Source organism: Methylovorus menthalis (assembly GCF_020523625.1).
Lineage (GTDB): Bacteria > Pseudomonadota > Gammaproteobacteria > Burkholderiales > Methylophilaceae > Methylovorus > Methylovorus menthalis.
Genome location: NZ_JAJAQH010000001.1, coordinates 182,540 through 207,218, shown reverse-complemented (window position 1 = coordinate 207,218; position 24,679 = coordinate 182,540). Strand labels below are relative to the sequence as shown.

The 24,679-nt window shown below is 56.6% G+C and carries 24 protein-coding genes and 1 riboswitch; of the genes, 18 read left to right on the top strand and 6 right to left on the bottom strand.

The window, feature by feature from the left end:
* Positions 1-15: 15 nt before the first annotated feature.
* A complete protein-coding gene (locus LG204_RS00950; RefSeq protein WP_230335520.1) occupies positions 16-1,389 on the bottom strand; it encodes a sigma-54-dependent transcriptional regulator in 1,374 nt (457 codons plus the stop codon).
* Positions 1,389-3,068, bottom strand: a complete 1,680-nt coding sequence (locus LG204_RS00945; protein ID WP_230335519.1) for a sensor histidine kinase — start codon at positions 3,066-3,068, stop codon at positions 1,389-1,391. Before LG204_RS00945 ends, LG204_RS00950 begins: the two co-directional genes overlap by 1 nt.
* A gap of 108 nt (positions 3,069-3,176) precedes the next feature.
* On the opposite strand from LG204_RS00945, the gene LG204_RS00940 reads away from it, so the two are divergent.
* From LG204_RS00940 to LG204_RS00860, 17 genes are all read left to right on the top strand, one after another.
* Entirely contained in the window at positions 3,177-4,172 is a 996-nt protein-coding gene (locus LG204_RS00940; protein WP_230335518.1) for a hypothetical protein, read from the top strand.
* 65 nt (positions 4,173-4,237) lie between these two features.
* Positions 4,238-4,711, top strand: a complete 474-nt coding sequence (locus tag LG204_RS00935) for a type 2 periplasmic-binding domain-containing protein (protein WP_230335517.1) — start codon at positions 4,238-4,240, stop codon at positions 4,709-4,711.
* 227 nt (positions 4,712-4,938) lie between these two features.
* Complete coding sequence (locus LG204_RS00930; RefSeq protein ID WP_230335516.1) at positions 4,939-5,580, top strand: thermostable hemolysin; 642 nt, start codon at positions 4,939-4,941, stop codon at positions 5,578-5,580.
* Between the two features lie 8 nt (positions 5,581-5,588).
* Entirely contained in the window at positions 5,589-7,103 is a 1,515-nt protein-coding gene (locus LG204_RS00925) for an AMP-binding protein (protein ID WP_230335515.1), read from the top strand.
* Positions 7,090-7,770 (top strand): TenA family transcriptional regulator, encoded by a 681-nt coding sequence (locus LG204_RS00920; RefSeq protein WP_230335514.1) that lies wholly within the window; start codon positions 7,090-7,092, stop codon positions 7,768-7,770. The genes LG204_RS00925 and LG204_RS00920 overlap by 14 nt, the downstream gene beginning before the upstream one ends.
* Positions 7,767-8,591, top strand: a complete 825-nt coding sequence (locus LG204_RS00915) for an SDR family oxidoreductase (RefSeq protein ID WP_230335513.1) — start codon at positions 7,767-7,769, stop codon at positions 8,589-8,591. The genes LG204_RS00920 and LG204_RS00915 overlap by 4 nt, the downstream gene beginning before the upstream one ends.
* Entirely contained in the window at positions 8,588-9,235 is a 648-nt protein-coding gene (locus LG204_RS00910; RefSeq protein WP_230335512.1) for a tetratricopeptide repeat protein, read from the top strand. Before LG204_RS00915 ends, LG204_RS00910 begins: the two co-directional genes overlap by 4 nt.
* 136 nt (positions 9,236-9,371) lie before the next feature.
* Positions 9,372-9,483, top strand: a riboswitch (TPP riboswitch).
* Positions 9,484-9,548: 65 nt separating this feature from the next.
* Positions 9,549-11,432 (top strand): phosphomethylpyrimidine synthase ThiC, encoded by a 1,884-nt coding sequence (gene thiC, locus LG204_RS00905; RefSeq protein ID WP_230335511.1) that lies wholly within the window; start codon positions 9,549-9,551, stop codon positions 11,430-11,432.
* Positions 11,433-11,566: 134 nt separating this feature from the next.
* Entirely contained in the window at positions 11,567-13,033 is a 1,467-nt protein-coding gene (locus tag LG204_RS00900) for a pseudouridine synthase (protein ID WP_230335510.1), read from the top strand.
* An 83-nt stretch (positions 13,034-13,116) separates the two neighbouring features.
* On the top strand, positions 13,117-13,512 hold the full coding sequence (locus LG204_RS00895) for a YidB family protein (RefSeq protein WP_230335509.1): 396 nt from the start codon (positions 13,117-13,119) through the stop codon (positions 13,510-13,512).
* Between the two features lie 119 nt (positions 13,513-13,631).
* The gene (locus tag LG204_RS00890; protein WP_230335508.1) at positions 13,632-14,450 is read left to right on the top strand and encodes an undecaprenyl-diphosphate phosphatase; all 819 of its coding nucleotides are present in this window, start codon (positions 13,632-13,634) and stop codon (positions 14,448-14,450) included.
* Positions 14,451-14,453: 3 nt separating this feature from the next.
* A complete protein-coding gene (locus LG204_RS00885) occupies positions 14,454-15,089 on the top strand; it encodes an exopolysaccharide biosynthesis protein (protein WP_230335507.1) in 636 nt (211 codons plus the stop codon).
* A gap of 94 nt (positions 15,090-15,183) precedes the next feature.
* Positions 15,184-17,880, top strand: a complete 2,697-nt coding sequence (locus LG204_RS00880; RefSeq protein ID WP_230335506.1) for an AsmA family protein — start codon at positions 15,184-15,186, stop codon at positions 17,878-17,880.
* A 12-nt stretch (positions 17,881-17,892) separates the two neighbouring features.
* Positions 17,893-18,459, top strand: a complete 567-nt coding sequence (locus LG204_RS00875) for a peroxiredoxin (protein ID WP_328440871.1) — start codon at positions 17,893-17,895, stop codon at positions 18,457-18,459.
* Complete coding sequence (gene mutY, locus LG204_RS00870) at positions 18,452-19,558, top strand: A/G-specific adenine glycosylase (RefSeq protein WP_230335504.1); 1,107 nt, start codon at positions 18,452-18,454, stop codon at positions 19,556-19,558. The genes LG204_RS00875 and mutY overlap by 8 nt, the downstream gene beginning before the upstream one ends.
* 128 nt (positions 19,559-19,686) lie before the next feature.
* Positions 19,687-21,303 (top strand): SulP family inorganic anion transporter, encoded by a 1,617-nt coding sequence (locus LG204_RS00865; protein ID WP_230335503.1) that lies wholly within the window; start codon positions 19,687-19,689, stop codon positions 21,301-21,303.
* Between the two features lie 123 nt (positions 21,304-21,426).
* Entirely contained in the window at positions 21,427-21,792 is a 366-nt protein-coding gene (locus LG204_RS00860) for a hypothetical protein (protein WP_230335502.1), read from the top strand.
* Positions 21,793-21,944: 152 nt separating this feature from the next.
* Here LG204_RS00860 and fae read toward each other — a convergent pair whose 3' ends face one another.
* The 3 genes from fae to LG204_RS00845 all read right to left on the bottom strand — a co-directional run bounded on the left by fae (position 21,945) and on the right by LG204_RS00845 (position 23,213).
* Positions 21,945-22,496 carry a formaldehyde-activating enzyme gene (gene fae / locus LG204_RS00855; RefSeq protein ID WP_230335501.1) on the bottom strand — a complete coding sequence of 184 codons (552 nt, stop codon included), beginning with the start codon at positions 22,494-22,496 and terminating at the stop codon, positions 21,945-21,947.
* 104 nt (positions 22,497-22,600) lie between these two features.
* Complete coding sequence (locus LG204_RS00850) at positions 22,601-23,044, bottom strand: GNAT family N-acetyltransferase (protein WP_230335500.1); 444 nt, start codon at positions 23,042-23,044, stop codon at positions 22,601-22,603.
* Positions 23,031-23,213 (bottom strand): hypothetical protein, encoded by a 183-nt coding sequence (locus LG204_RS00845; protein WP_230335499.1) that lies wholly within the window; start codon positions 23,211-23,213, stop codon positions 23,031-23,033. The genes LG204_RS00850 and LG204_RS00845 overlap by 14 nt, the downstream gene beginning before the upstream one ends.
* Before the next feature lie 88 nt (positions 23,214-23,301).
* Between LG204_RS00845 and LG204_RS00840 the strand changes: the two genes are divergently transcribed.
* Positions 23,302-23,682 carry a DoxX family protein gene (locus tag LG204_RS00840; protein ID WP_230335498.1) on the top strand — a complete coding sequence of 127 codons (381 nt, stop codon included), beginning with the start codon at positions 23,302-23,304 and terminating at the stop codon, positions 23,680-23,682.
* A gap of 68 nt (positions 23,683-23,750) precedes the next feature.
* Here LG204_RS00840 and ispH read toward each other — a convergent pair whose 3' ends face one another.
* Complete coding sequence (ispH, locus tag LG204_RS00835) at positions 23,751-24,677, bottom strand: 4-hydroxy-3-methylbut-2-enyl diphosphate reductase (RefSeq protein ID WP_230335497.1); 927 nt, start codon at positions 24,675-24,677, stop codon at positions 23,751-23,753.
* Between the last annotated feature and the right edge of the window lie 2 nt (positions 24,678-24,679).

The following is a 24,679-nucleotide window of genomic DNA, read 5'->3' as shown; positions in this document are numbered from 1 at the left end:
TTTACCTGGCTGATTTCAATGACTTGAATCCGCTGCTGGCTCATCATCCAGCTTATACCGGCTGAGCTTGTACCACAGGGAACGCTCGCTGATGTCTAGCAGCTTGGCCGCTCGGCTTTTATTGCCCTTGCTCTGGCGCAACGCGGCTTCTATCAGTTTTTTCTCCAGCGCCTCGGTAGCCAGCGGTAACGACAATACTGCTGTCGCAGTTTCCCCTGATGGGGAGGTGGGCAGCGGGCTGGACTGCAGGATATCCGCAGGCAGATGCTGAGGTTCAATAGCAGAGTTGCCGCAGACAATGCATGCGCGTTCCAGCACGTTCTCCAGCTCGCGCACATTGCCCGGCCAGGCATACGATTGCAGCGCAAACAGGGCGGCCTCACTGATGCTGGCCTGGCGTTTTTGCAGAAAGTGCGACACCAGCAGCGGTATGTCGCCGCTGCGATCGCGCAATGGCGGCAAGTCAATGCGGAACACATTCAGGCGGTAATAGAGATCCTCGCGCAACTTGCCTTCCTTGACGGCTTGCATGGGGTCGCGATTGGTGGCGGCGATCACGCGGATATCCACGGCGGTGGCGCGGTTGCTGCCCAAGCGTTCGATCACGCCCTCCTGGAGTGCGCGCAGCAATTTGGCTTGCAGATTGACCGGCATTTCTGTCACTTCGTCCAGAAACAAGGTGCCGCCATCGGCCAGTTCGAATTTGCCTATGCGTTCCTTGATAGCGCCAGTAAAGGCGCCGCGTTCATGGCCAAATAATTCCGACTCCAGCATTTCGGAGGGAATCGCCGCACAATTGACCGCCACAAACAGCGCATCCTTGCGCGGTGAAAGCTGATGCACGCCACGCGCCACCAGCTCCTTGCCGGTGCCGGTTTCGCCCACAATGAGGGTCGTCGCTTTTTCCGGGGCCACTTGCCGTATGGCTTGCTGAACGCGCTGCATGGCCGGGCTCTGGCCTATCATGCCGTCTTCGCCATGTGCCTCTTCGCGCAAAAACTGGTTTTCGAGTTTGAGGCGGCTGAGCGAAAGCGCGCGGTCAATGGCAATTTCCAGGGTTTCCAGGTCAAACGGCCGCAAAATATAATCTGACGCGCCCAGCTTCATGGCCGCCACGGCGGTGCTGATCTCGCCCTGTGCCGTCACGATGATCACCGGCACTTCCAGCCCTTCTTTCTGCATGGCTTGCAGCAGTTGCAAGCCATCCATCACCGGCATGTGCAAATCACTCACCACCAGGTCGGCGCCGCCTTCGCGCAGGATATCCAGCGCCTGACGGCCATGCTCGGCGATGACGGGCTGGTAACCCGCTTGCCGCAGGCTGATTTCCAGCAGTCGGCGCATATTGGGTTCATCGTCCAGCGCCAGGATGCGTTTGAGTGTGGACATTATTTTTCTACTCCGGAAAGAGGTAACAAAATACGAAATTCAGCGCCGCCCAGCGAGCTCGTGCCTGCGCGTATGCTGCCATGATGTGCCTGCACAATCTGCCGCACCACCGACAGGCCCAGGCCGATGCCGCCGCTACGCTTGGTAAAGAACGGGTCGAACACCTGCTCGCGCTGGTCTTCGGGAATGCCCGGGCCATTATCGGAAACCGTAATGCAGGCATGATCACCGGCCGTGCTGCTGCTCAGCACGATATGGCCGCCATCCGGCAATACCTGAATGGCATTCAACAGCAGGTTGAGCAATACCTGCGTCATCTGTTCCGGGTCGCAGGTGGCAATCAAGCTTGCATCCAGCTGGGTTTCCAGCACGATATGCTTTTTCTCGGCCTGCATGCGTAGCATGGCGGCCGACTGCGCACACAGCTGGCTGAGGTCTACCGGTGTGAAGTTGGGCAGGCGTGGCCGGGCCGAGTCGATGAGGGTCGAGACCAGTTTGTTCAGGCGCTCAGTTTCGCTGATGATGAAACCGCACACTTCGCGGCCTTCTTCGCTGAGGGTGGGTTCGCGCAGCAACACCTGCGCTGACGAGCGCAAAATGCCCAGGGGCGTGCGCACTTCGTGACTCATGGCGGCCGCCATTTCGCCAACGACCGCGAGCTTGGCGGCGCGAGTGAGGTTTTCCTTGGAGCGCTCCAGATCCTCGATCATGCGCGCAAACGCGTGGGACATGGCATCAATCTCGGCCGGGCCACCGCGCGGCGGGGCCATATTGCTTGGTGCACGCATAAAGCCAAGGGCAAAATCCGTCAGCTTGGCGATGGGCCGGGTAATCGCGCGGGCGACCGGTACCGCAATCAAGGTCGCCAGCGCCACGGTGACCAGCAGTAAGGCCAGGAAGATATACGCCATCTGGCGCACCGGCGTCATGGCCTGTGCCCGGTTTTGCAGAATGTCCACGCGCCAGTCAAACCCGGCAAAGTTCTGATAGCCATTGGTCTTGGCATGGCTGCTCAGCTTTTTTGCCAGGTGGATGGCATGCCAGCGGCTGGTGCTGCTGAGGAGATGCTGCTGATCATCGTATAGCGCGGCTGCGCTACGGCCGGTGACCGCACTTTCCAGCACATGCTGTATCTGCAGCCAGTCGAATACGGCCACCAATTGACCGACCGGCGCCTCGGTAGAGGTACTGTAAATAGTGGCGAGTATCGGCAACTGGTCATGGGCAATGGTCCCCAGGCTGATCTGTGTTTGTGGCAGTCTGGCTTTCTGCCAGGGCTGGATAGGCGCATGGCGCTGGCCGATATGCTGAATATTGCTCGAAGCGACGATCAGGCCTTCGTTATTCACGACATAGAGCTCGACATAAATGTCGCGGTAGCTTTGTTTGAGGTCGCTCAGGAATTTGGACAGGCGTTTGTCGACGTCATCAATGCGGATTTCCTGCATGATTTCGAGCTGGCTCCACGACGCCACGTTCTGCAAACGCTCAAACATCATGCGATCCACTTCATCGGCCGTGGCGATCGCGCGCGTGGTCATGTCACGCTTGATTTCGGTCTTGAGGGCGCTGCGGGCCTCGTAGAATGCCATGCCGGTAATCAGCAGGGTCGGCAGCAAGCCTGCCAGCAGAAACGCCCCTAACAGGATCAAGCGGATCGGTAGCGCTTTGCTCAGCATGGTTTCAATGCGAGAATCCGCAAATCGGCATCAGGCGCTCTTCGCAAAACGCGGCTCGCTTGAGGCAAGGGATGGTGTCATTTGGGTGATTCATACGCTGGGGAATTTATGCGTGCATTAAGCTGCTATGGGGTGTTGAGTGTAGTCGTCGCCCTCAGCCTCTGCAAGTCTGCTGCGGCGGACGATACGGCGGGCGGTTTTCTCGACGGCTTCAAGCTGGGCGGCTACTCCAGTGCGTATTTGAATGTGCATTCCGGTGGCAAATCCGAAGCCAGTCTGGAAGAAGTGAGCTTTTTGCTGCGCTGGGAGGGCGAAGGCCGCTGGCGATTTTTTGCTGAGCTTGAGCAGGAAAAACCCGTCAGCTGGAAGTCCGGCCATGGCTTGACCAACGATGGCGCGCGCATCGATCTTGAGCGCTTCTACTTCGATTACAACATCTCCGAACAATACAATCTGCGTGCTGGCCGATTCCTGACCCCGGCTGGCCGCTGGAATCTCATCCACGCAGCGCCGCTGGTGTGGACCACCACCCGTCCGCTGGCAACCAGCCGCTTGTTCCCGCAATCCACTAATGGCGTCATGCTGTATGGCGCCAAGTCGTTTGATAACCGTGCGTTCGAGTACACGTTTTTCATGGAGGCGCTGGAGGATCAGCATCTGGATGGCGATGAAATCCAGTACCGCGATACCCACGGTGCGCGTTTTGCCTTTACAGGCAAACTGAACCTGGGCGTGACCCTGATGGAGTTTACCGAGGATATCCCCGGCACCCCGCAATTCCGGATGATGGGGGCCGACTTCATGGTAAAGCATGAGGACTGGGAGTTCAGCGGCGAAGCCTATCAGCGCTATTACAGCAATAACCGTGACGGCGGCAGTGGTGCTTATGTGCAGGCAGTGGCGCCTTTGGGTAATCGCTGGTTTGCGGTTGGCCGCTTGGAAAATTTCAAGCGCCCGGCAGAAGGCTCGGCTGAGCGTTGGGTGTTGGGGGCCGCGTGGCGGATGCAGCCTAACCGGGTATTGAAGCTCGAGTATGTGGGCGGCGACGAGGAGCGCGCCGATGCCCCCAAGGGCTTCTTTACTTCGTTTGCTATTTTGTTCTGATGCTATCCCGCCCGGCCATGCTGCGATATCGAGACCGTCTGATAATGCCTGCGCCCCGCCAGTGTATGAGCGTGTTGTTGCTTGGCTGGACATTGCTGCTGTGCATGGGTCAGCCGCTGGCTGCTCCCGCCGATACTCTGGCCGTGGTGGTGCCCAAGACACAGAGCGGCAAGATTGGCAGCCTGGTAGACCTCTCGCTGATTTACTGGCGCAAAAAACTCTACTGGTCAGAAGGTGTGCGCATGCAACCGGTTAACCTGCCGACGGATAGTCCACAGCGGCGACAGTTTTCGCAGCGCGTGCTTGGCAGTTTGCCTGAGGCGCAAGCCGAATACTGGAACGAAGTGTATTACCACGGCACCACACCGCCACATGTGGTTTCCTCGCAGGAGGCAGTTTTGCGCTACGTGGCGGATACGCCGGGTGGTATAGGTTATGTGGATGCCTGCAAGGTGGATGCCCGGGTCAAGGCCGTGGCTTGGTTGCTGGGCGACGGGTCGTTTACTACCAGTCAGCCTGCGCTGAACTGCCCACCCTAAGTGCTTGCCTCATAGCGGTTTTTTCGATGAATCGCGATGGTTGCTCCCTTCGCTTGCCAGGCAATCCCTGCAATTTTTGTATGATTTCGGTGTTGTACTCACAATTCCTGCGCTTCTATAATTCCCATGATATAAGCTAAGTTATTGATTGTAAATATATAGTTTATATTTTTTCGGGATGGCATGCCGATTGCGACATGATGACTATCACTTACAGGAGAGTCGTCATGTTGCCGGCACCGAGCTTTGATCCTCAGAAAATAACTCAAGCGCATCAGTCATATACGACCAAGCGCCAGCAAGCGATCGTTCCGCTGCATATGGCGGGTGGCTTGCAAACCACGCTGGCCGCGCCGGATGCCCATGATCGCGCTGAGCTGGAGCAGTTTGTCCGCAGCGTGTTTCGTCTGGTGCATGGCGCGCGCATACGCCATTTCATGCCGACACTCATGAGCCTGCGCGATGACGAGGGCAATCTGCATGCGGTGTGTGGCGTGCGACATGCTGCCGAGCAACCGCTGTTTCTGGAAACCTATCTCGATCAGCCGGTCGATTTGATCCTGAGTGCCGCTACCGGCAAGCAAGTGGCGCGCGACCAGATTATTGAGGTGGGCAATCTGGCCGTATTCCAGCCCGTACATATTCGCCATCTGCTCGCCAGCGTGAGTCTTTACCTGCATGGCAGTCAGGCCGAGTGGGCCGTATTTACCGCCACGCCTGTGTTGCGCAATGCCCTGCTCAAGCTGAACATGCAGCTGGTACATCTGGGGGCAGCCGACATTCAGCGCTTGCCTGCCGAAGAGCGTCCTGACTGGGGCAGCTATTATGACAATACACCGCAAGTGCTTGCCGTGCGTCGGATGCAATAGGAGCCAATATGTCGATACTTAACGCGATTCAGCAGCACGCAGAGTCCAGGCCCGATCATCCAGCCTTGCGTGGCAGTCATGGCAGCATCTCTTACAAAGCCCTGCCCGCAGAAATCCATGCCGCCGCCGCCTTCATAAAACAATCCGGCATGCCACAAGCAATCGCTATTGCCATGGAGAATGACCCGGCCTGGGCCTTGCTGGACTTAGCTTGCCTGGAACTGCAGGTGCCGGTAGTACCGGTGCCCGGTTTTTTCTCGCCGCAGCAAATTATGCATGCCATCCGTGATGCTGGCATCGATACCTTGTTTTGCCAGCAGCCCATGGTCATGGAGCAGTTGCTTCTGGCTCAGGGGTATCGCCTTATCAGCAAGCATCACCAGCTGGTGGGCGGGCAACTGGTCAGCCGTCTGCAGTTTGAAAACAGCGAACCCAGAGCGTTGCCGCCAGGCACGGCCAAGGTGACCTATACCTCCGGCACTACTGGCCAGCCCAAAGGGGTGTGCCTTAGTGCGCAGGCCATGGAGCAGGTAAGCCGCTCGCTCGCCGATGCGACGGCTGCTTCCGCGCAGGATAGTCATCTCAGTATCCTGCCCCTGTCGACCTTGCTGGAAAACATCGCCGGGCTTTACTTGCCTTTGCTGGTGGGTGCCACCACGACCTTGTATTCCTCGGCCCGCGTCGGCTTGAGTGGTGCGTCCGGCCTCAATGTGCCGCAGTTACTGCAAACCATACAGGAAACCAATCCGACCACTCTGTTGCTGATTCCTGAACTTTTGCGTGCGCTGGTCATGGCCGCCGAGTCTGGCTGGGCTCCTCCCACGAGCCTGCGCCTGATTGCCGTGGGTGGCGCCCGCGTGGCGCCCCGTTTGCTGCAGCGCGCAGAAGAGCTGGGCTTGCCGGTATGCGAGGGTTATGGATTGTCGGAGTGCGCTTCGGTGGTGGCTTTTAATTCGCCCGGTCAGCAGCGCCCTGGCAGCGTGGGCAAGCTCTTGCCGCATGTGCAACTGGCGTTTGCCAGTGATGGTGAGTTGCTGGTGGCGGGCAGCACCCTGCTGGGCTACGCCGCCCAGCCTGCCATGCATGTGACTTATTGGCCGACTGGCGATATTGGCTATCTGGATGGCGATGGCTATCTGCATATCACGGGCCGTAAAAAGAATATCTTCATCACATCGTATGGACGCAATGTATCGCCGGAATGGGTAGAAAGCGAGCTCGCCTTGTCGCCGGTGATCGCCCAGGTCGCCGTGTTCGGTGAGGCGCGTCCATGGAATGTGGCTGTGATTGTGCCGCGCGTTTCCGGCGATATACACGCGCAGATTGAAGCCGCCGTGCAACAGGCCAACCAGACGCTGCCGGACTATGCCCGCGTGCAGCAGTGGATGTTGGCCGAACATCCCTTTACCCCGCAAAACCAGCAGCTCACCCCGAATGGCAGGCTGCGGCGCGATGCCATCTGGCAGCAATATGCTGCGCGTATAAATCCTTTGTATGAAAGAGACCAACATGCCGTTTTATGATGAATTGCTTGCTGCGACCGAGTCGCAACGAAATGCCCTGTTCAGCCTGCCCCTGATTCGTGCGGGTGCCAGCGGTCAGGTGAGCCTGGATGCCTATATCGCGTTTTTGACCGAGGCTTATCACCATGTCAAACATACCGTGCCGCTATTGATGGCCTGCGGTGCCCGCCTGCCTGAGCGTTATGAATGGTTGCGTGAGGCGGTGGCCGAATATATTGAAGAAGAGCTGGGGCATCAGGAGTGGATTCTGAATGACATCAAGGCCAGTGGTGGCGATGCCGAAGCCGTGCGCCATGGCAAGCCCGGGCTTGCCACCGAGATCATGGTGGCCTATGCCCACGACACCATACAGCGCGTCAATCCGATTGGATTCTTCGGCATGGTGCTGGTGCTTGAAGGTACCAGCACCGCACTGGCAACACAGGCCGGCGAAGCCATCCGAACCAGCTTGGGCTTGGGCAATGGGAGCTTTACTTACCTCACCTCCCACGGTGCGCTGGATGTCGGGCATACCGCTTTTTACGAAGGTCTGGTCAATCGCCTTGAAGATACGGATGACAGGGCACAGCTGATCCACAGTGCCCGCGTGTTTTACCAGTTGTATGGCAATATTTTCCGCGAGCTGGGTGAGCGCTTTCTGCCCGCCGCATTTCAGGAGGCCGCATGAATATCCAGAATGCCCGTATCCTGCTGACGGGTGCCACCGGTGGTATCGGTCAGGCGTTGGCCATCGAACTGGCGTCGCAAGGCGCCCATCTCGCGCTGGTGGGCCGCCACCCTGGTAAATTGCAGGAACTGCTGCATACCTTGAGTGGCATGCCCGGCGAGCGTATTTCCATCGTGGCGGATCTGGAGCATCCCAATGCTGCGCAGGGAGTAGTGGACGCCGCCGTTCAGCAGCTGGGCGGGCTGGATATCCTGATCAACAATGCCGGGGTCATGGATTTCATCCAGTTTGAAGAGCAGAGCCCGGAGCGCATTGCGCAGATTATTCAGACCAATGTCACCGCACCAATCTTGCTAGCGCGGGCGGCACTACCGCACTTTTTGACCAGGCAGCAAGGGCAGCTGGTCAACATCGGTTCCATTTTCGGCAGTATTGGCTTTCCGCATTACGCCAGCTATTGCGCCAGCAAGTTTGCCATACGCGGATTTTCGCAATCGCTACGTCGCGAGCTGGTCGATACGCCAGTGCAGGTAACGTATATTGCCCCTCGAGCTGTAGATACACCTTTGAACGATGCCACCACCACTCATATGTTGCGTGCTGCCAATATTTCGCTGGATGCACCGCAAGACGTGGCGCGCCAGATTGTGTGCGCCATTGCCCGCGAATGCGAGGAGTACTACATCGGCCAGCCAGAATCCTTTTTTGCCTGGCTGAATAGCACCCTGCCCAAACTGGTCAATTTCGGCATGAAAAAACAGGCGCGCCTCGCTGCCCCCTTTGTGAATCGCAAACAACATCCCTTAGGAGAAATTCGATGAAACGTACTTTTATTGCCCTTTGCCTGCTCGGCACAGCGCTGCTTGCCGTCCCGGTATACGCCGATGACAAGGTAGACCCTGCCATCGTCAAGCTGCAGCATGACTGGGCTCATGCCAATTACCAGATACCCGATGCTCAGCAGGAAGCCGCGTTGAAAACCCTGTCGGAGGAAGCGCATCAGGTAAGCGCAGCCAACCCGGGTGCGCCTGAATCCATGATCTGGGAAGCCATTATTCTCAGCACCTACGCCAAGGCCAAGGGTGGTCTGGGTGCGCTCAAGCTCGCCGAAAAGTCACGCGACCTGTTGCTTGCCGCCGAGAAAATCAATCCGAATGCGCTGAATGGTTCGATTTATACCTCGCTGGGTTCACTCTATTACAAGGTACCGGGCTGGCCCATTGGTTTTGGTGACAAGAAAAAAGCCCGCGAGTATCTGGAAAAAGCGCTGCAACTCAACCCTACGGGCATAGATCCCAACTACTTCTATGCCGATTTCCTGAGTGGACAGGGCGACTATGCCAAGGCGGTGGAGTACTACAAAAAGGCCCTGGCTGCGCCTGCCCGCCCCGGTCGTGAAGATGCCGATACCGGTCGCCGACAGGATGTGGAAGAGGGGTTGAAAGTCGCAGAAAAGAAACGCTAGCGCTGGCCCCTTAGCGCCTTGCGTCTTTGGGCACGGGTATGCAATTTCGCATGCCCGTGCCTTTTTTTATGGTGCTTGCCTGCTTCAACCACAAGTCCTTCAAACTTGCTTTTATTGCTGGTTTCGCGTAACTTTCGCCTATTGCTGGGGGTCTCTTAATCCTTTATCTAATCAGGGTTATAGAGTGAGAGTTACCCTTTGAACCTGACGCGGATAATCCCGCCGTAGGGAAGCCGATAAGCCTCACACCGTACCCTCCTGTACATTTCCCCGTGAAGCCTGTTCGTGCTCCCTGCATCTTTTGGAGCATCACATGAACGCCACTGATAAAAACCTGAACAAATTCCTGAACGAGACCGCTGAAGTAGACGCGGGCGCGACGCAGCCATTTGCCAAATCGCGCAAAATCTATGTGGAAGGCTCGCGTCCTGATATTCGCGTACCTTTCCGCGAAATCTCGCTTTCCGACACACCATCGGCGTTTGGCGCAGAAAAGAATCCACCGGTTGTCGTATATGACACTTCCGGCCCCTACACTGATCCTGATATCAACATCGACATCCGCAATGGCTTGCCTGCCCTGCGTGCTGGCTGGATTGCCGAGCGCAATGATACCGAGCAGCTGGATGGCCCGACCTCCGACTTCGGCAAGCAGCGCAAGGAAGACCCCAAGCTGGCCGAAATGCGCTTCAACCTGACGCGCACGCCACTGCGTGCCAAGCCCGGCATGAACGTGAGCCAGATGCACTACGCCCGCCGTGGCATCATCACGCCGGAAATGGAATACATCGCCATCCGCGAAAACCAGCGCCGCGAAAACATGAGCGAGCTGCTGCAAACCCAGCATGCGGGTCAGCATTTTGGTGCCAGCATTCCTCAGGTGATTACGCCGGAATTTGTCCGCGATGAAGTGGCCCGTGGCCGCGCGATTATTCCTGCCAATATCAATCACCCTGAAATCGAGCCGATGATCATTGGCCGCAATTTCCTGGTGAAGATCAACGCCAATATCGGTAACTCCGCGCTCGGTTCTTCCATCTCCGAAGAGGTGGAAAAAATGGTCTGGGGTACCCGTTGGGGTGGTGACACCGTGATGGATCTGTCCACCGGTAAAAACATCCACGAAACCCGCGAGTGGATCATCCGCAACAGCCCAGTGCCGATTGGTACCGTGCCGATTTACCAAGCGCTGGAAAAAGTCGACGGCAAGGCCGAAGACCTCACTTGGGAAATCTTCCGTGACACGCTGATCGAGCAAGCCGAACAAGGCGTCGACTATTTCACCATTCACGCGGGTGTTCGTCTGGCTTACATCCCGATGACGGCCAAGCGCATGACCGGTATCGTGTCACGCGGCGGTTCCATCATGGCCAAATGGTGTCTGGCCCACCACAAGGAAAGCTTCTTGTACGAGCATTTCGAAGACATCTGCCAGATCATGAAGCAGTACGATGTTTCCTTCAGTCTGGGTGATGGCCTGCGTCCTGGATCCATCTACGATGCCAATGACGAAGCCCAGTTTGCCGAGCTGAAGACCCTGGGCGAATTGACCCAGATCGCCTGGAAGCACGACGTCCAGTGCATGATCGAAGGCCCTGGTCATGTGCCCATGCACCTCATCAAGGAAAACATGGATCTGCAACTGGAGCACTGTGGCGAAGCCCCGTTCTACACGCTGGGACCATTGACCACCGATATTGCCCCCGGTTACGACCACATCACCTCCGGTATCGGCGCTGCCATGATCGGCTGGTACGGTTGTGCCATGCTGTGCTACGTGACGCCCAAGGAGCATTTGGGTCTGCCAGACAAGGAAGACGTGCGTGTGGGCATCATCACCTACAAGATTGCCGCCCACGCAGCCGACTTGGCCAAGGGCCACCCTGGCGCGCAGATTCGTGACAATGCCTTGTCCAAGGCACGTTTTGAATTCCGCTGGGAAGACCAGTTCAATCTTGGTCTGGATCCGGAAAAAGCCAAGGAATTCCACGACGAAACCCTGCCACAGGAAGGCGCCAAGCAGGCTCACTTCTGCTCCATGTGCGGCCCGCACTTCTGCTCGATGAAGATCACGCAGGATGTGCGCGATTACGCTGACAAGCTGGGCCTGGACGAAAAAGAAGCCCTGAGCAAGGGCATGCAGGAGAAAGCGATTGAGTTCGTGAAGAAGGGTTCCGAGGTGTATCAGAAGGTTTAATCCTTTTCCGATACCTTAAGCCCTTGAATTGGAAAAGCAGGCGTTCGCGCCTGCTTTTTTATTTCTTGCGATTCCGCTGCGCATGCATCCCACGATCAAGGTAAAATCTAGCCTTGTCTTACGAGACCCTAGCTGTGACCACTTTAAAACTCCCCCCCAAAGCAACGCCCGCTGATTCCAATGCTCCCTCTGGCCGTAAACCGGTGCGGCGCGCAGACCCGGCCAAGCGTCCACGTGATGCTGCCTCAAAGCCTGCTGCCAATGTGTCCGTCCAGGATGCTGAAGTGCGCGCTCCTGCCAACAAGCCAGCACGTGCAGTCAGTGCCCGCCCTTCTGCTGATCGCGCTGCACCCAAGCGTCAGCGTAATCATCGTCATGATGGCACCCTGCATGAACATCAGGCGGCCGAAAGCCCCGCTGATAGTGATCGCCCGCGCCGGGTAGTGGCAGCCCGGGATGTAAGTGAGCGCCAGCCCGCACGGCGACCAGCAGCAGATCGCTCCCCGTCAGACCGTGCCAGATCAGAGAATGCAAGATCAGACTCTGCCAGACCGGATAGTTCACGGTCTGCTGGTGCAAGGCCTGATGGCACAAGACCAGAGCGCTCTGCTGCTGATCGGCCTGCACGTAGCAGCGAATCACGCCCCCGTACGGAAACCGCACGACCAGATAGCCGGAGCCGCGACGAGCGTCCGGCCGAACGTAGCGAGCGGCCACGCCGCCCTGCAGCAGACCGCGCTGATCGGTTGGCCAGTGACCGCGATACCCCGCGCCGGGGTGGCAAGGCACGGGATGGGTTTGTCGCTGGTGATTTCAATCGGGATCGTACCCAGAATCCCATGTTCACACCCAAACCTGTCGCATCGCAGCCCGATTTGCCGCGCCTTTCAAAGCGCATGGCCGAGCTGGGCTTGTGCTCACGGCGCGAAGCAGATGAGTGGATTGTGAATGGCTGGGTGCGGGTGAATGGCAAGGTGGTGGATGAATTGGGCTCCCGCGTGGAACCCGACGCGAACATCGAAGTCAGTAAAGAAGCGGAGAAGCATCAATCCGAGATCGTTACTATTCTGCTGCACAAGCCGGTGGGCTATGTATCCGGCCAGGCGGAAGATGGCTACGAGCCAGCTGTGGTGCTGGTGCATCCCGATAATCACTGGGCGGAAGACCCGGTACAAAAAGAGTTCAGACGTGGATTCCTCAAAGGACTGGCCCCGGCCGGACGGCTGGATATTGATTCCACCGGGCTACTGGTGCTGACGCAGGATGGCCGCGTTGCCCGGCAATTGATCGGCGAGGATTCTCAGACCGAAAAAGAATACCTGGTGCGGGTGGAAGGCACCCTGTCGGATGAGGGGCTGCGCAAGCTTAATTTCGGCCTCACGCTGGATGGCGTGCAGCTGAAACCGGCCAAGGTGTCCTGGCAGAATGAAGACCAGTTGCGCTTTGTATTGCGCGAAGGGCGCAAGCGCCAGATTCGTCGCATGTGCGAGCAGGTTGGCCTCAACGTGGTGGGCCTGAAGCGCGTGCGTATTGGCAGTGTGGCGTTGGGCAAGCTGCCACCCGGCCAATGGCGTTATCTGCGCCCCGGCGAACGGTTTTAATGCAACGCGGTTTATTTCTATAAGCCCCAGGGGGAATCACATTGCCTGGGAAGATACCAGGCAGTACTGAAAGGAGCTGAATCATGGGTTTATTCAGTAGCATTGCAGGCTCAGTGGCCGCAAAAATGGGGGGCGAGCAAGGCCGCATGTTTCAGGTCGCCCTTGAGATTATCGAACGTAATGGTGGTGCGCCTGGCGTACTGAAAAAATTCAGGGATGCCGGCATGGCAGAAGAGGTCGACTCCTGGCTGGCCAATGGGGAAAATCTCCCCCTAGCACCTGAACAGGTCGAGGGCGCATTGGGCACACAAACACTGACCGATATCGCGCAAAAGTTTCATATGTCGCTTGCTGACGTCGCGCAAACCTTGGCGAATTACCTGCCCAAGGTTGTAGATCGTCTCAGCCCCGACGGCAAGGTGCCGCAAACCCAATCCGAGCTGATGGCGCAGGCCATGTCAGCCTGGCGTCGTCTCTAAGGGCGAGCAAAGGGATTTTCAGGCCCATAAGTTGCTTGGGTCTGGATAGCAATATGGGGGTCATGTTGCTGGCTTAAGCTCAGCCTTTTACTACACACTGAACAAGAGAAATAATATCCATGGATTTGCTGTTACTCCTCAAAGCCGCTATTCTCGGCATCCTTGAAGGCGCCACCGAGTTCCTCCCCATCAGCAGTACCGGCCACTTGATCGTGGCAGGTGATCTGCTCAATTTTAACGACGACAAAGGCAAGGTATTCGAGATCGTCATCCAGCTGGGTGCCATTCTGGCGGTATGCTGGGAATACCGCACGCGCCTTACCGGGATCGCCCAGGGGCTGACCAGCAACCCGAAATCACAACGCTTTGTGCTGAATGTATTTATCGGATTTCTGCCAGCGGCAGTGCTGGGGCTGATCTTTCACAGCTTTATCAAGACCCATCTGTTTTCGCCCATTAATGTGGCGGTTGCGCTGATCGTGGGTGGTTTTCTGATCCTGTGGATTGAACGCCATTTTGATGGCAAGGATGTCGTGCACAAAGCGGCCACGTTGGATGACATTACGCCCTTGCAGGCTCTCAAGGTCGGGTTTGCCCAATCGCTGGCAATGATTCCAGGTACCTCGCGTTCGGGTGCCACCATCCTGGGTGGCATGCTGTTTGGCTTGTCGCGCAAGGCGGCTACCGAGTTTTCGTTCTTTCTGGCGATCCCGGTCATGCTGGCGGCCAGTGGTTACGACGTGTTCAAAAACCGCGCCCTGTTCAGCGCGGACGATATTCCCATGTTTGCCGTGGGGTTCATCATGGCCTTCATTGCCGCGTTGATTGCGGTGAAAACCCTGATTCGCTATGTGGCTAACCACGATTTCCGTGCATTTGCCTACTACCGCATTGTGTTTGGCACGCTGGTGTTGATCTACTTCCTCAAGTTTGCTTAAGGCATGCATAGTTACGAGCGGGTTGTCGAAATACTGAGTGGCTTTGCCGATACAGCCCGTCAGCGTCCGCTCGCCCTGGGCGAGGCGCTGGATAGCCTGGATCATGCCGCCTTCGGCTTGATCGCGCTGATACTGGTATTGCCCTTGTTGCAGCCAATTCCGCTGGGGCCTCTCACTGTGCTGGGTGGCTTCACCTTTGCCGCACTGGGTTGGCAACTGTGGCGCGGGGCAGAATCACCGGTACTGCCACAAAAAATCCGCGGCGTGACCATGAGCGAAAAAAGCTGGCGTATGCTGGCAAAAATCAGCATCAAGGTGGTCGGGTTCTGCCGTCGTTTCAGCCGACCACAACGCTATCCACGGTTGGTGGAAGGGGAGCGCGGTCGCAAGATAGGCGGTTTCATCCTCATCGCCTCTGGTCTCTTGATGGCGATTCCCTTTGGCGTGTTGCCGCTTAATAATGTGCTGCCGGGGCTGGCGGTGCTGTTTTATTGCATAGGCCAGCTGGAGCGCGATGGCCTGATGGTGATGATTGCCTTTTTCTGGTTGATCTTCACCACGGTCTATTTTGGATTTTTCTTCTTTGGCATTTACTATCTGGGGGCGGAGGCCATGTCCAGATTTGGTTGGGGTGGCTGACCCAGCCATTGATGCGTCAGATTGTCAGGGTGCGTTGAATCACTAATAAGTAGCCGCCGTGCCAGGCAGGCTGCAAATACGAGGGGCGTTGTGCATGAATAAACTACTCAAATTCGGCCTGATTGGCCTGGCAGGTGTTGTTGTCATCTTGCTGGTGGTGGTCGGCATTGTGGCCGCCACATTCAACCCCAACGATTACAAGCAGACCGTCATCAATCTGGTGAAAGAAAAAAAGCAGCGCACGCTACACCTCGATGGCGATATCAAGCTCGCCTTCTGGCCCAGCATCGGGGCTGATCTCGGCCGCATTTCCATATCCGAACACAGCAGTGACAAAGAGTTTGCCGCCGTCGATGGCCTCAAGGTCTCACTGGCCTTGCTGCCGTTGCTGAAAAAGCAGCTGGTGGTGGATACGGTGTATGTGGACGGCGTGCGTGCCAATATCGTGCGCTACAAGGATGGCACCACCAACTTTGACGATCTGATGAGCAAGGATGAGGAAGAGTCCGAGCAGATCAAGTTTGATATTGATGGCATCAACGTCACCAATGCCGCCTTGAACCTGCGCGACGAGATGACGGACAAGCAGCTGGCGCTGCGCAAATTCAACCTGAAGACCGGGCATGTGGCGCTTGGCACCCCGTTTGACTTGGCGAGCGATTTTGAGCTGGAGGCGAATAATCCTGCCATTAAGGCAAGCGTCAGCATCAAGGGCAATGTGTTGGCCGATCCCGAGCAACAGCATTTTGCCGTCAAGGGACTGGATACAGGCATCAAGGGTGATATCGCCACTCTGAAAGACGCTGATCTGACACTCAGTGGCGATGTGGATGCGCGTCTGGAGCATATGGAATTGCTGTTGGACAGCCTCAAGCTCGCTCTGGCGGCAACGCAGGATGGCGCCAAGCTGAAAGTGGCGCTGGATGCGCCGCAAATCCGCGTGCAGCAGGATACTGTCAGCGGCAAGCAGGCCAGCATCGATGTCAGCCAGGAAAAAGGCAGCGACACCCTTACTGCCAAGCTGGTGCTGGCCGATCTCAAAGGCTCGCCCAAGGCCGTGCAGAGTAGTGGTATTAGCGGTGAGGTGAATGTGAAGCAGGGGCAGCATCAGCTGCAAAGCACCTTCAATTCGCCCTTCACAGGCAATCTTGAAACCCAAGTATTTGATCTGCCCAAGCTGGTGGGCAAGATCAAGGTGAATGATCCGACCTTGCCCAAGCGCGAGTTGCAGGGCGATTTTGCCTTCAAGCTGCATGCCGATGCCAAACAGCAGCTGGTGAATAGTGACTTCACGCTGAATCTGGATGCCACCCGACTCAAGGGCGATGTGGCTCTCAGCAAGTTTGATCAGCCGGACATCCGCTTTAACCTGACCGGCGATGCACTGGACCTGAACGCCCTGCTGGGAGCACCAGCCAGCAAGGACACCAGCAAGCCAGTCAGCACGGATAAAGCCACGCCAGCCAAACCCGCTGATCTCTCTGCTCTTGCCAAGTTACGCTTGCAAGGCAATGTGCAGATGGGCCGCATTGTGTATGACAAATACCAGCTGAGTAATCTCAAGCTTGGCGTCAAAGCCGACGGGCAGGCGCTGGATATCAAGCCGCTGAGCGTGAAGCTGGATGACAGCCAGATTGCCGGTAGCCTCGGTATCAGCCGCTTTGCCAATCCCATTTACCGCTTTGATATTGATATCGACAAGCTGGATGCCGACAAATACATCACCAAGTCCGATGCGCCTCCGGCCAAGCCTGGCGATGCGGGCAAAAAGCCGCAGACCGATGCGCCCATTGATCTGAGTGCGCTCAAGCAATTCAATGCCAATGGTGAGCTGCGCATAGGGTGGCTCAAGGTCGCCAATATCAAGTCTACCAACGTGCGCCTCAAGCTGAAAGCGGAGGATGGCGTGGCCGAGTTGGCGCCGCTGTCGGCCAATCTGTATGAGGGCAGTATGAATGGCAGCCTGAAGGTGGATGCCCGCAGCACGCCCAGCATCGCCGTCAGGCAGGACATGAAAGGCATCGCCATTGGCCCCTTGCTTACCGATGCCATCAACAACGACATGCTGAGCGGCAAGGGCACGCTCAATCTCGATATCACGACGCAGGGAGGGACCGTCAGCGCCCTAAAAAAAGCCCTGAACGGCAAGGCAGCACTTAACCTTGCCGATGGTGCCGTGAAGGGGATTGATATCGCAGGCACGCTGCGCGGCGTGAAGGACAAGCTGAATGTGCTGAAGGGCCAGAGCAATGTGACTGGGGATAAAAGCAAGAAGACCGATTTCAGTGAAATGTCGGCCAGCTTTACGATCAAAAATGGCGTGGCGCATAACGAAGACCTCAGCATGAAGGCGCCCCTGTTCCGCATTACCGGCAGTGGCGATATCGATATTGCCAATGAAACCCTGGATTACGTAGCCAAGCCGACGGTGGTGAATACGCTCAAGGGTCAAGGCGGCTCGGACTTGTCTGAGATGAATGGCCTGACGATTCCCATCAAGCTCAGCGGTACCTTTTCCCAGCCAGCTTACGCCATCGACTTTGCTGGCCTGGGCGCTGCCATTGCCAAGAACAAGCTGCTGGATGGCGTGGGCGGCACCAAGGGCGAGGCCGTCAAGAATCTAATGGGTGGCAACAAGGAAGATGCATTGAAATCCCTCCTCGGTGGCAAGAAAGACGCCACCACCACTACGCCACCTGCGGACGAGAAGTCATCCGGTACGGATGCTACGCCCAAAGAGACGACAGAAGACAAGGCCAAGAAAAAACTCAACAAGTTGCTGGGGTTTTAATTCTTGGGGCCTGTGCTGACGCAACTGCCTGCCAACTTGCCTGTCCCGCTGGATGACGGTGCTTGTGATCACCTGCCGGGCCTTGCCTTGCCTAACATAACCTTGATGGCGACCGATGGCGCGGAAGTGAATCTCAGGCAAATCCCCGGTTGGGTGGTGCTGTATTGCTATCCCATGACTGGGCGGCCGGATACAGCGCTGCCTGATGGGTGGGATTTGATACCCGGTGCCCGTGGCTGCACGCCGCAGGCCTGCGCTTATGCTGATCATCATGCCCAACTAAACGCCCTTGGCGCACAGGTTTTCGGCTTGAGTCAGCAATCCACGGCGTACCAGCAAGAAGCGGCGAACCGCCTGCATTTACCTTTCGCGCTGTTGAGTGATGCCAGTGCCTACTTTACCGATGCCCTGCGTCTGCCGACCTTTGAGGTCGCGGGGCAGCGGCTTAACAAGCGGCTCACGATGATCTTGCGCGATGGAGTGATCGCCACCTGTTTTTACCCCGTATTCCCGCCAGATCAGGATGCCTTGCACGTCATGGCCTGGTTGAAAAACAGTCACGGAGTTGCTCATGGCTGAGTTGGTACATACTCTTGCGCAAAAGCCTGCAGGAGAAGACTTGGGTGCCGAGTTCGCCAGCAGGCTGATTGCTTGGCAGAAGCGCTATGGCCGCCATGATTTACCCTGGCAGCAAACGCGTGACCCTTATGCCATCTGGGTGTCCGAAATTATGTTGCAGCAAACCCAAGTTGCGGCGGTCATCGGTTATTACCAGCGTTTCATGCAGCGCTTTCCTACCATTGCCAGTCTGGCGACAGCGACACAGGATGATGTCATGCAGCACTGGAGCGGCCTGGGTTATTACTCCCGGGCGCGCAATCTACACAAGGCGGCCCAGCAGGTAATGCAGGAGCATGGTGGTGTGTTCCCGCAAACGCTGGAAGCGATACAGGCCTTGCCGGGCATAGGCCGCTCGACGGCTTCCGCCATCGCTTCCTTCGCATTCGAGGCGCCACACCCGATACTGGATGGTAATGTAAAGCGCGTGTTCGCGCGCCATTTCGCCATTGAGGGCTGGCCTGGATTGCCGCGCGTAGAGCAGACGATGTGGGCGCTGGCTGAGCGCTTGCAACCCACAAGCGAACACGGCCCCTATGCCCAGGCGCTGATGGATATGGGCGCGACCTTGTGCACGCGCAGCCGTCCACGGTGCGATGCCTGTCCCTTGCAGACGAGCTGTCTGGCTTATCGGGAAGGGCGCACGCGCGAACTGCCCGCATCAAAACCCCGCAAGGTAATCCCGGAAAAATCCACCACCATGCTGATATTGCTGCATGACAATCAGGTTATGCTGGAAAAGCGCCCCGCCTCCGGCATCTGGGGCGGCTTATGGAGTCTGCCGGAAGTCGATAGTGCACTGGATGCGCAGCAGGCCGCCGCCGAGCGCTATGGTGTCCAGACGCAGAAATTGCCGCCGTTTGGCACGCTGACCCATGTGTTCAGCCATTTCAAGCTGCATATATTGCCGCAGCCTCTGGCGGTCGAAACGGCGCTGATGGCAAATCAAACCCCCAATACCCAATGGCTGACGCTGGAAGCCGCAGTGCAGGCTGGCATACCAGCGCCGGTGCGCGTGCTGCTGGAGCAATTGCGCTGGCAGCAAACAGCGCTGATTTAAGCCATCATCTTCGCGCAATGCTCGAGTGGCCTTGCGCAACTTTGCCTCCCGAATGACCAACATTTTCCACGTAGCGTAATACCCGTTTGAAGTGAGCGGGTATTGTGTGCAAGAATGGTTGCACCACCATGATTGCCATACTTGAAGCCAAACGCACAGGATTGCTTACCCGGGAGCATTGGGTAGCGAATATTGTGTCTGGTGTGATTGTGGGCGTGGTGGCCTTGCCGCTGGCCATGGCGTTTGCCATTGCTTCCGGTGCCAAACCCGAGCAGGGTTTGTACACCGCTATCGTCGCTGGCGCCCTGACCTCGCTCTTTGGTGGTAGCCGCTTGCAGATTGCCGGTCCCACCGGCGCCTTTATCGTCATCCTTTCGGGAATTACCGCACAGTACGGCATATCAGGCTTGCAGATTGCCACGCTGATGGCCGGATTCATGCTTATCGGCATGGGGCTCGCGCGCATGGGGGGCGTTATCCGCTATATCCCGGATCCGGTCATCATTGGGTTCACTAGTGGCATCGCCGTCATCATTTTCGTAGGGCAGTGGAAGGATTTTCTCGGCTTGCCCATACAGCCAGGTGCCGAGCATTTTCACCAGAAACTATGGCATCTGTTGCAGTCCGTTCCGCATGCCCATGTTCCTACTTTGCTGTTGGCCGCATTTACTCTGGTAATCCTCCTGTATTCCCCGCGCGTGCTGAAGCGTATTCCCGCGCCCTTGGTGGCCATGCTGGCGGCAACCTTGCTGCATGCCGGCCTGGGGTTAGATGGTGTGGCGACCATAGGCAGTGCGTTTGGCGGTATTCCGCAACAATTGCCGCAATTTGCCTGGCCTGAGACCAGCCTGTCAGAAGTGCTGCATCTGATTGGCCCCGCGTTTACCATTGCCTTGCTGGGGGCGATTGAATCTCTGCTATCCGCCGTGGTGGCAGATGGCATGGCGGGCACCCGCCATAATTCCAATCAGGAGCTGGTGGGCCAAGGTATTGCCAATATCTTCTCGCCGCTGTTTGGTGGTTTTGCCTCCACTGGAGCGATTGCGCGTACGGCGACCAATATTCGGAATGGGGCCACCAGTCCGATTTCAGGACTGGTGCATGCATTCACCCTGGTGTTGATTGTGTTGATACTGGCGCCGCTGGCTGCGCATATTCCCTTGTGCGCCCTGTCGGCCATACTGTTTGTGGTGGCGTGGAACATGAGTGAAATCGACCGCTTCCGCCATATGCTTACCACAGCACCGCGTGCGGATGTGGCGGTGCTGCTGATTACCTTTTTGCTGACTGTGTTTGGCGATCTGGTGATCGCCGTCAATATCGGCGTATTGCTGGCTGCCCTTCTGTTCATGAAGCGGATGTCCGATGCCGTGGTGCTCACTCAGCAGCCGGATGAGCAGGTGCAGCAGCACGCCGCTCATCATGGCTATGTCTTGCCACCGCAAACCGTGGTGTTCGATATTGAAGGGCCTTTTTTCTTTGCGGCGGCCGAGCGGCTGGAAACGACGCTTGAGCATGTGCATGCTCATGCGCGCGTGCTGGTATTGCGCCTGGAGCACGTGCCGTTTGTGGATGCGACGGGCATGCAGGCCTTGTGGGATCTGCGTGATACCTGCAATAAACACGATACGCGCCTAGTACTGTGTGGAATGCGTGCCAATGTGCGGTACAAACTGCAACGTGCCGGGCTGCTGGGGCAGCTTGGTCCTGTCAATGTCATTGATGATCTGGCGCAACTGAAATGAGCCTGCGCAAGGCTTTCCAGAGGCGCATCAGGCGGTTCTCGCTATAAATATCTCAACTTTTCAAGCCATGCATGGTCGTACCTATGCTTGATTGATAATGTTGATATAAAAAAGGAGAAGACGATGCAAGCTATGAAAACCCTGACTGCCGCCGCTATTCTGATGTTGGCTGGCAATGCCATGGCCGCCGATGTGAGTGTTCCCCAACCACGTGCGGGCCAATGGAGCAGTATGGTCGCAATACTTGATCATCTGGATAATCACTACCTCATTAAAACAGGGGTTTATGATGATGTGAGTGCATGCTCCGAAGCCGTGCAATACATGGCAGGCAATGTGAACAAGGCCGGTGGTTTTATCTGGACCAATCGTGACCAGAGCGTGATTGAATTTGACGCCACGACAGACAAAGCCCCTAACAAGGCAAAAGTGCTGGAGTTGCGTTGCGTGCTGGAGCCATTCTCCCCCGAGCTGGTGAAGAAGTATTAAGCACTGACAGGTAAGACCTGAATCCGTCACTGCTGAATTCAGGCTGCAAGCCAATAAAAAACCCCGGAAAGGTTAACCTTCCGGGGTTTTTTATGATGGTGATCTCAGCTAACGATGCCGAGACTATCCATATCAGCGCTCAGCGGGGCTGATTACTTCTGATCCCAGCTGTCTTCCCACATGCAATGCTTGATCTTGTGACGATTGGCGATCAGCTCATCGATGGTCGGCTCATCGTTCAGCGCGCGCTTGATGGCGAGCTTGGTGGCATCGTAGTTGTTCTTGTACATGTCAGCCTTGTCCAGCGTGCCTTCCTTGGCCAATGCAGCACAGCCCGGATCAATCCATACCAGACTGATAATGCACAGGTCGTTGACCTGATCCTTGGGGATGATGCCTTCGATCACACAGTCCAGAATCGCGTCAGCGGTAGCAGCTTGTACCAGGCCACCGAACAGTTCGATGTTGGTGGAATCCTTCAGCGTGACTTTAGGTACCATCATGCTGGCAGGGCGCACCAGCTGGTTGATATCGCGTACGGCGAACATGGCCGTGTGGCCCTTGCTCTGCGCCATCATGTTGGCAAATGCGGTACCAACCGGGCCGTCTACAGCGCCAATGACGATTTCGGGCATCGCTGCGGTAACGTCTTTGCCTTCGCTGAATACGGTAGCTTCACCGGCTTTCATGATAATTTTTGACATGCGGAATTCCTTTTGTGGGATAAGAAAAAGAGAGAGTTTGAAGAAAATCTTGACCCTGCATTTTACCCAAGCGGGCAGGGTGGGGCAAACAGTCGTTGCGGTGGTTAAAGCGTGAGGATCATGTCGCAATGCGGTATGCCCGCATCCATATAGACTGCGCTGCACACCACAAAACCGGCCTTCTGGTAAAAGGCAATGGCATGGGTTTGCGCAGATAGTTTGACTGCGTGCAGTCCTTGCTGGCTGCAATGCAGCACGGCTTTATCCAGCAATGCCCGGCCGACGCCATGGCCGCGCCATGTCGGCATCACCGCCATGCGGCCAATATGTCCGTCTGGCAGTATGCGCGCGCAACCGATCACCTCCTGTCCAAAGGTGCAGGCCAGCAGATGATGCGCATCTTCGTCCAGCCCATCCCACTCCAGAGAATCCGGTACCTGTTGCTCCTGCATGAACACCGCGCGGCGCACATACATCAGGGATGCCCCTGCCTGCTGCCAGCACACTGGCTTGATGACGTAACCTGGGCAGGTATTACTCGGAGGCATGCTCAATCTGCTCGCGCTGTGACTGCTCCGATTGCTGCAGGGTATTTTCTACCTGCTTGGCCTGATCCAGCGCCGCACGTGCCTCTTCGGCGACTTTTGGGGTGCTGTGGTCGGGCTCGGGGCTGCATGCGACAAGCAATAAAGCTCCAACGATAATGACGATTCTCATGCTTGCTCCTCCGTGTTGCGGGCTTGCGGCCAGTCATGCTTGCAGGCATCATGCCGTTTTGCCATGTTACCAACTCAGGAAAGTGTGTATGAACAAATTTTTCAGTCTGATCGGTCGTCTGCTGCTGGCGCAAATTTATCTGGTTTCCATCATTATCCAATTGATGCTGATTTTCAAGAATCCAGACGGTTATTCTGCCTATCAGGATTTTCTGGCACAACATGGTCTGGGCACCGTGTTCGCCCCTATCATGATACTGGTGCAGCTGGTGGCTGGCAGTTTGCTGTTCCTGGGCTTCAAAACCCGGGGTGCGGCGATTGCTCTGGCGATCTATTCGGTATTCGTCGCGGTCATTCTCAAGCTTAATGAGCCTATCGTCTTTATGCAGTATATGGCGATTGCGGGCGGCATGATCATTCTGGCGGTTAACCCTAAAACGGCTTTCAGTCTTGATAATCTCAAAAAGTGATTGGCCATTAAGCGCTCATGCATCAATAAAAAAGCCCCGCACTGCGGGGCTTTTTTATTGAGTCTGTTTCAGGCGGATTTGAGATTCTTGGGAAGTTGAAACACCACGTTCTCAACGACACCCTGCAACTCGGTGACCTCGGCGGCGCCCATTTCCTGCAGGCGCTGGATGACTTCTTTTACCAGTACCTCAGGAGCTGACGCGCCCGCCGAAACACCTATGCGTTTTTTGCCAGTGAGCCATTCGGCATTCAGATAGCTGGCGTTGTCGACCATATAGGACTCAATGCCCTGATTCTGCGCTACTTCACGCAAGCGGTTTGAGTTGGAGCTATTCGGCGAACCCACCACGATCACCAAATCGCAATCTTTGGCCATGGCTTTGACGGCATCTTGCCGGTTTTGCGTGGCATAGCAGATGGAGTCGCTTTTTGGCGCGCTGATGAGCGGAAATTTATCCTTGAGAGCAGTGACGATGGACGCGGCATCATCGATGGAGAGCGTCGTCTGCGTTACATAGGCGAGTTTGGCAGGATCTTTGACCTGAAGATTGTCTACGTCTTCCGGCTTTTCTACCAGGTGCATACCGCCATCGGACTGTCCCATGGTGCCTTCTACTTCAGGATGCCCCTTATGGCCGATCATCACGATCTCCTTGCCATCCTGGCGCATTTTGGCGACTTCATTATGGACCTTGGTGACTAAGGGGCAGGTGGCATCAAACACGCGCAGGCCGCGTGCCTCGGCATCGGTACGGACTTCGCGCGATACACCATGCGCACTGAAAATCACGGTGTTGCCTGGCGGGACTTCTTCCAGCTCCTCAATAAACACGGCGCCCTTGCGCTTGAGTTCGTCCACGACAAATTTGTTGTGCACGACTTCGTGGCGCACGTAGATAGGCGCACCAAATTTCTCAAGCGCCTGTTCCACAATGATGATGGCGCGATCTACGCCAGCACAGAAGCCGCGGGGGTTGGCAAGTACGATATCCATAA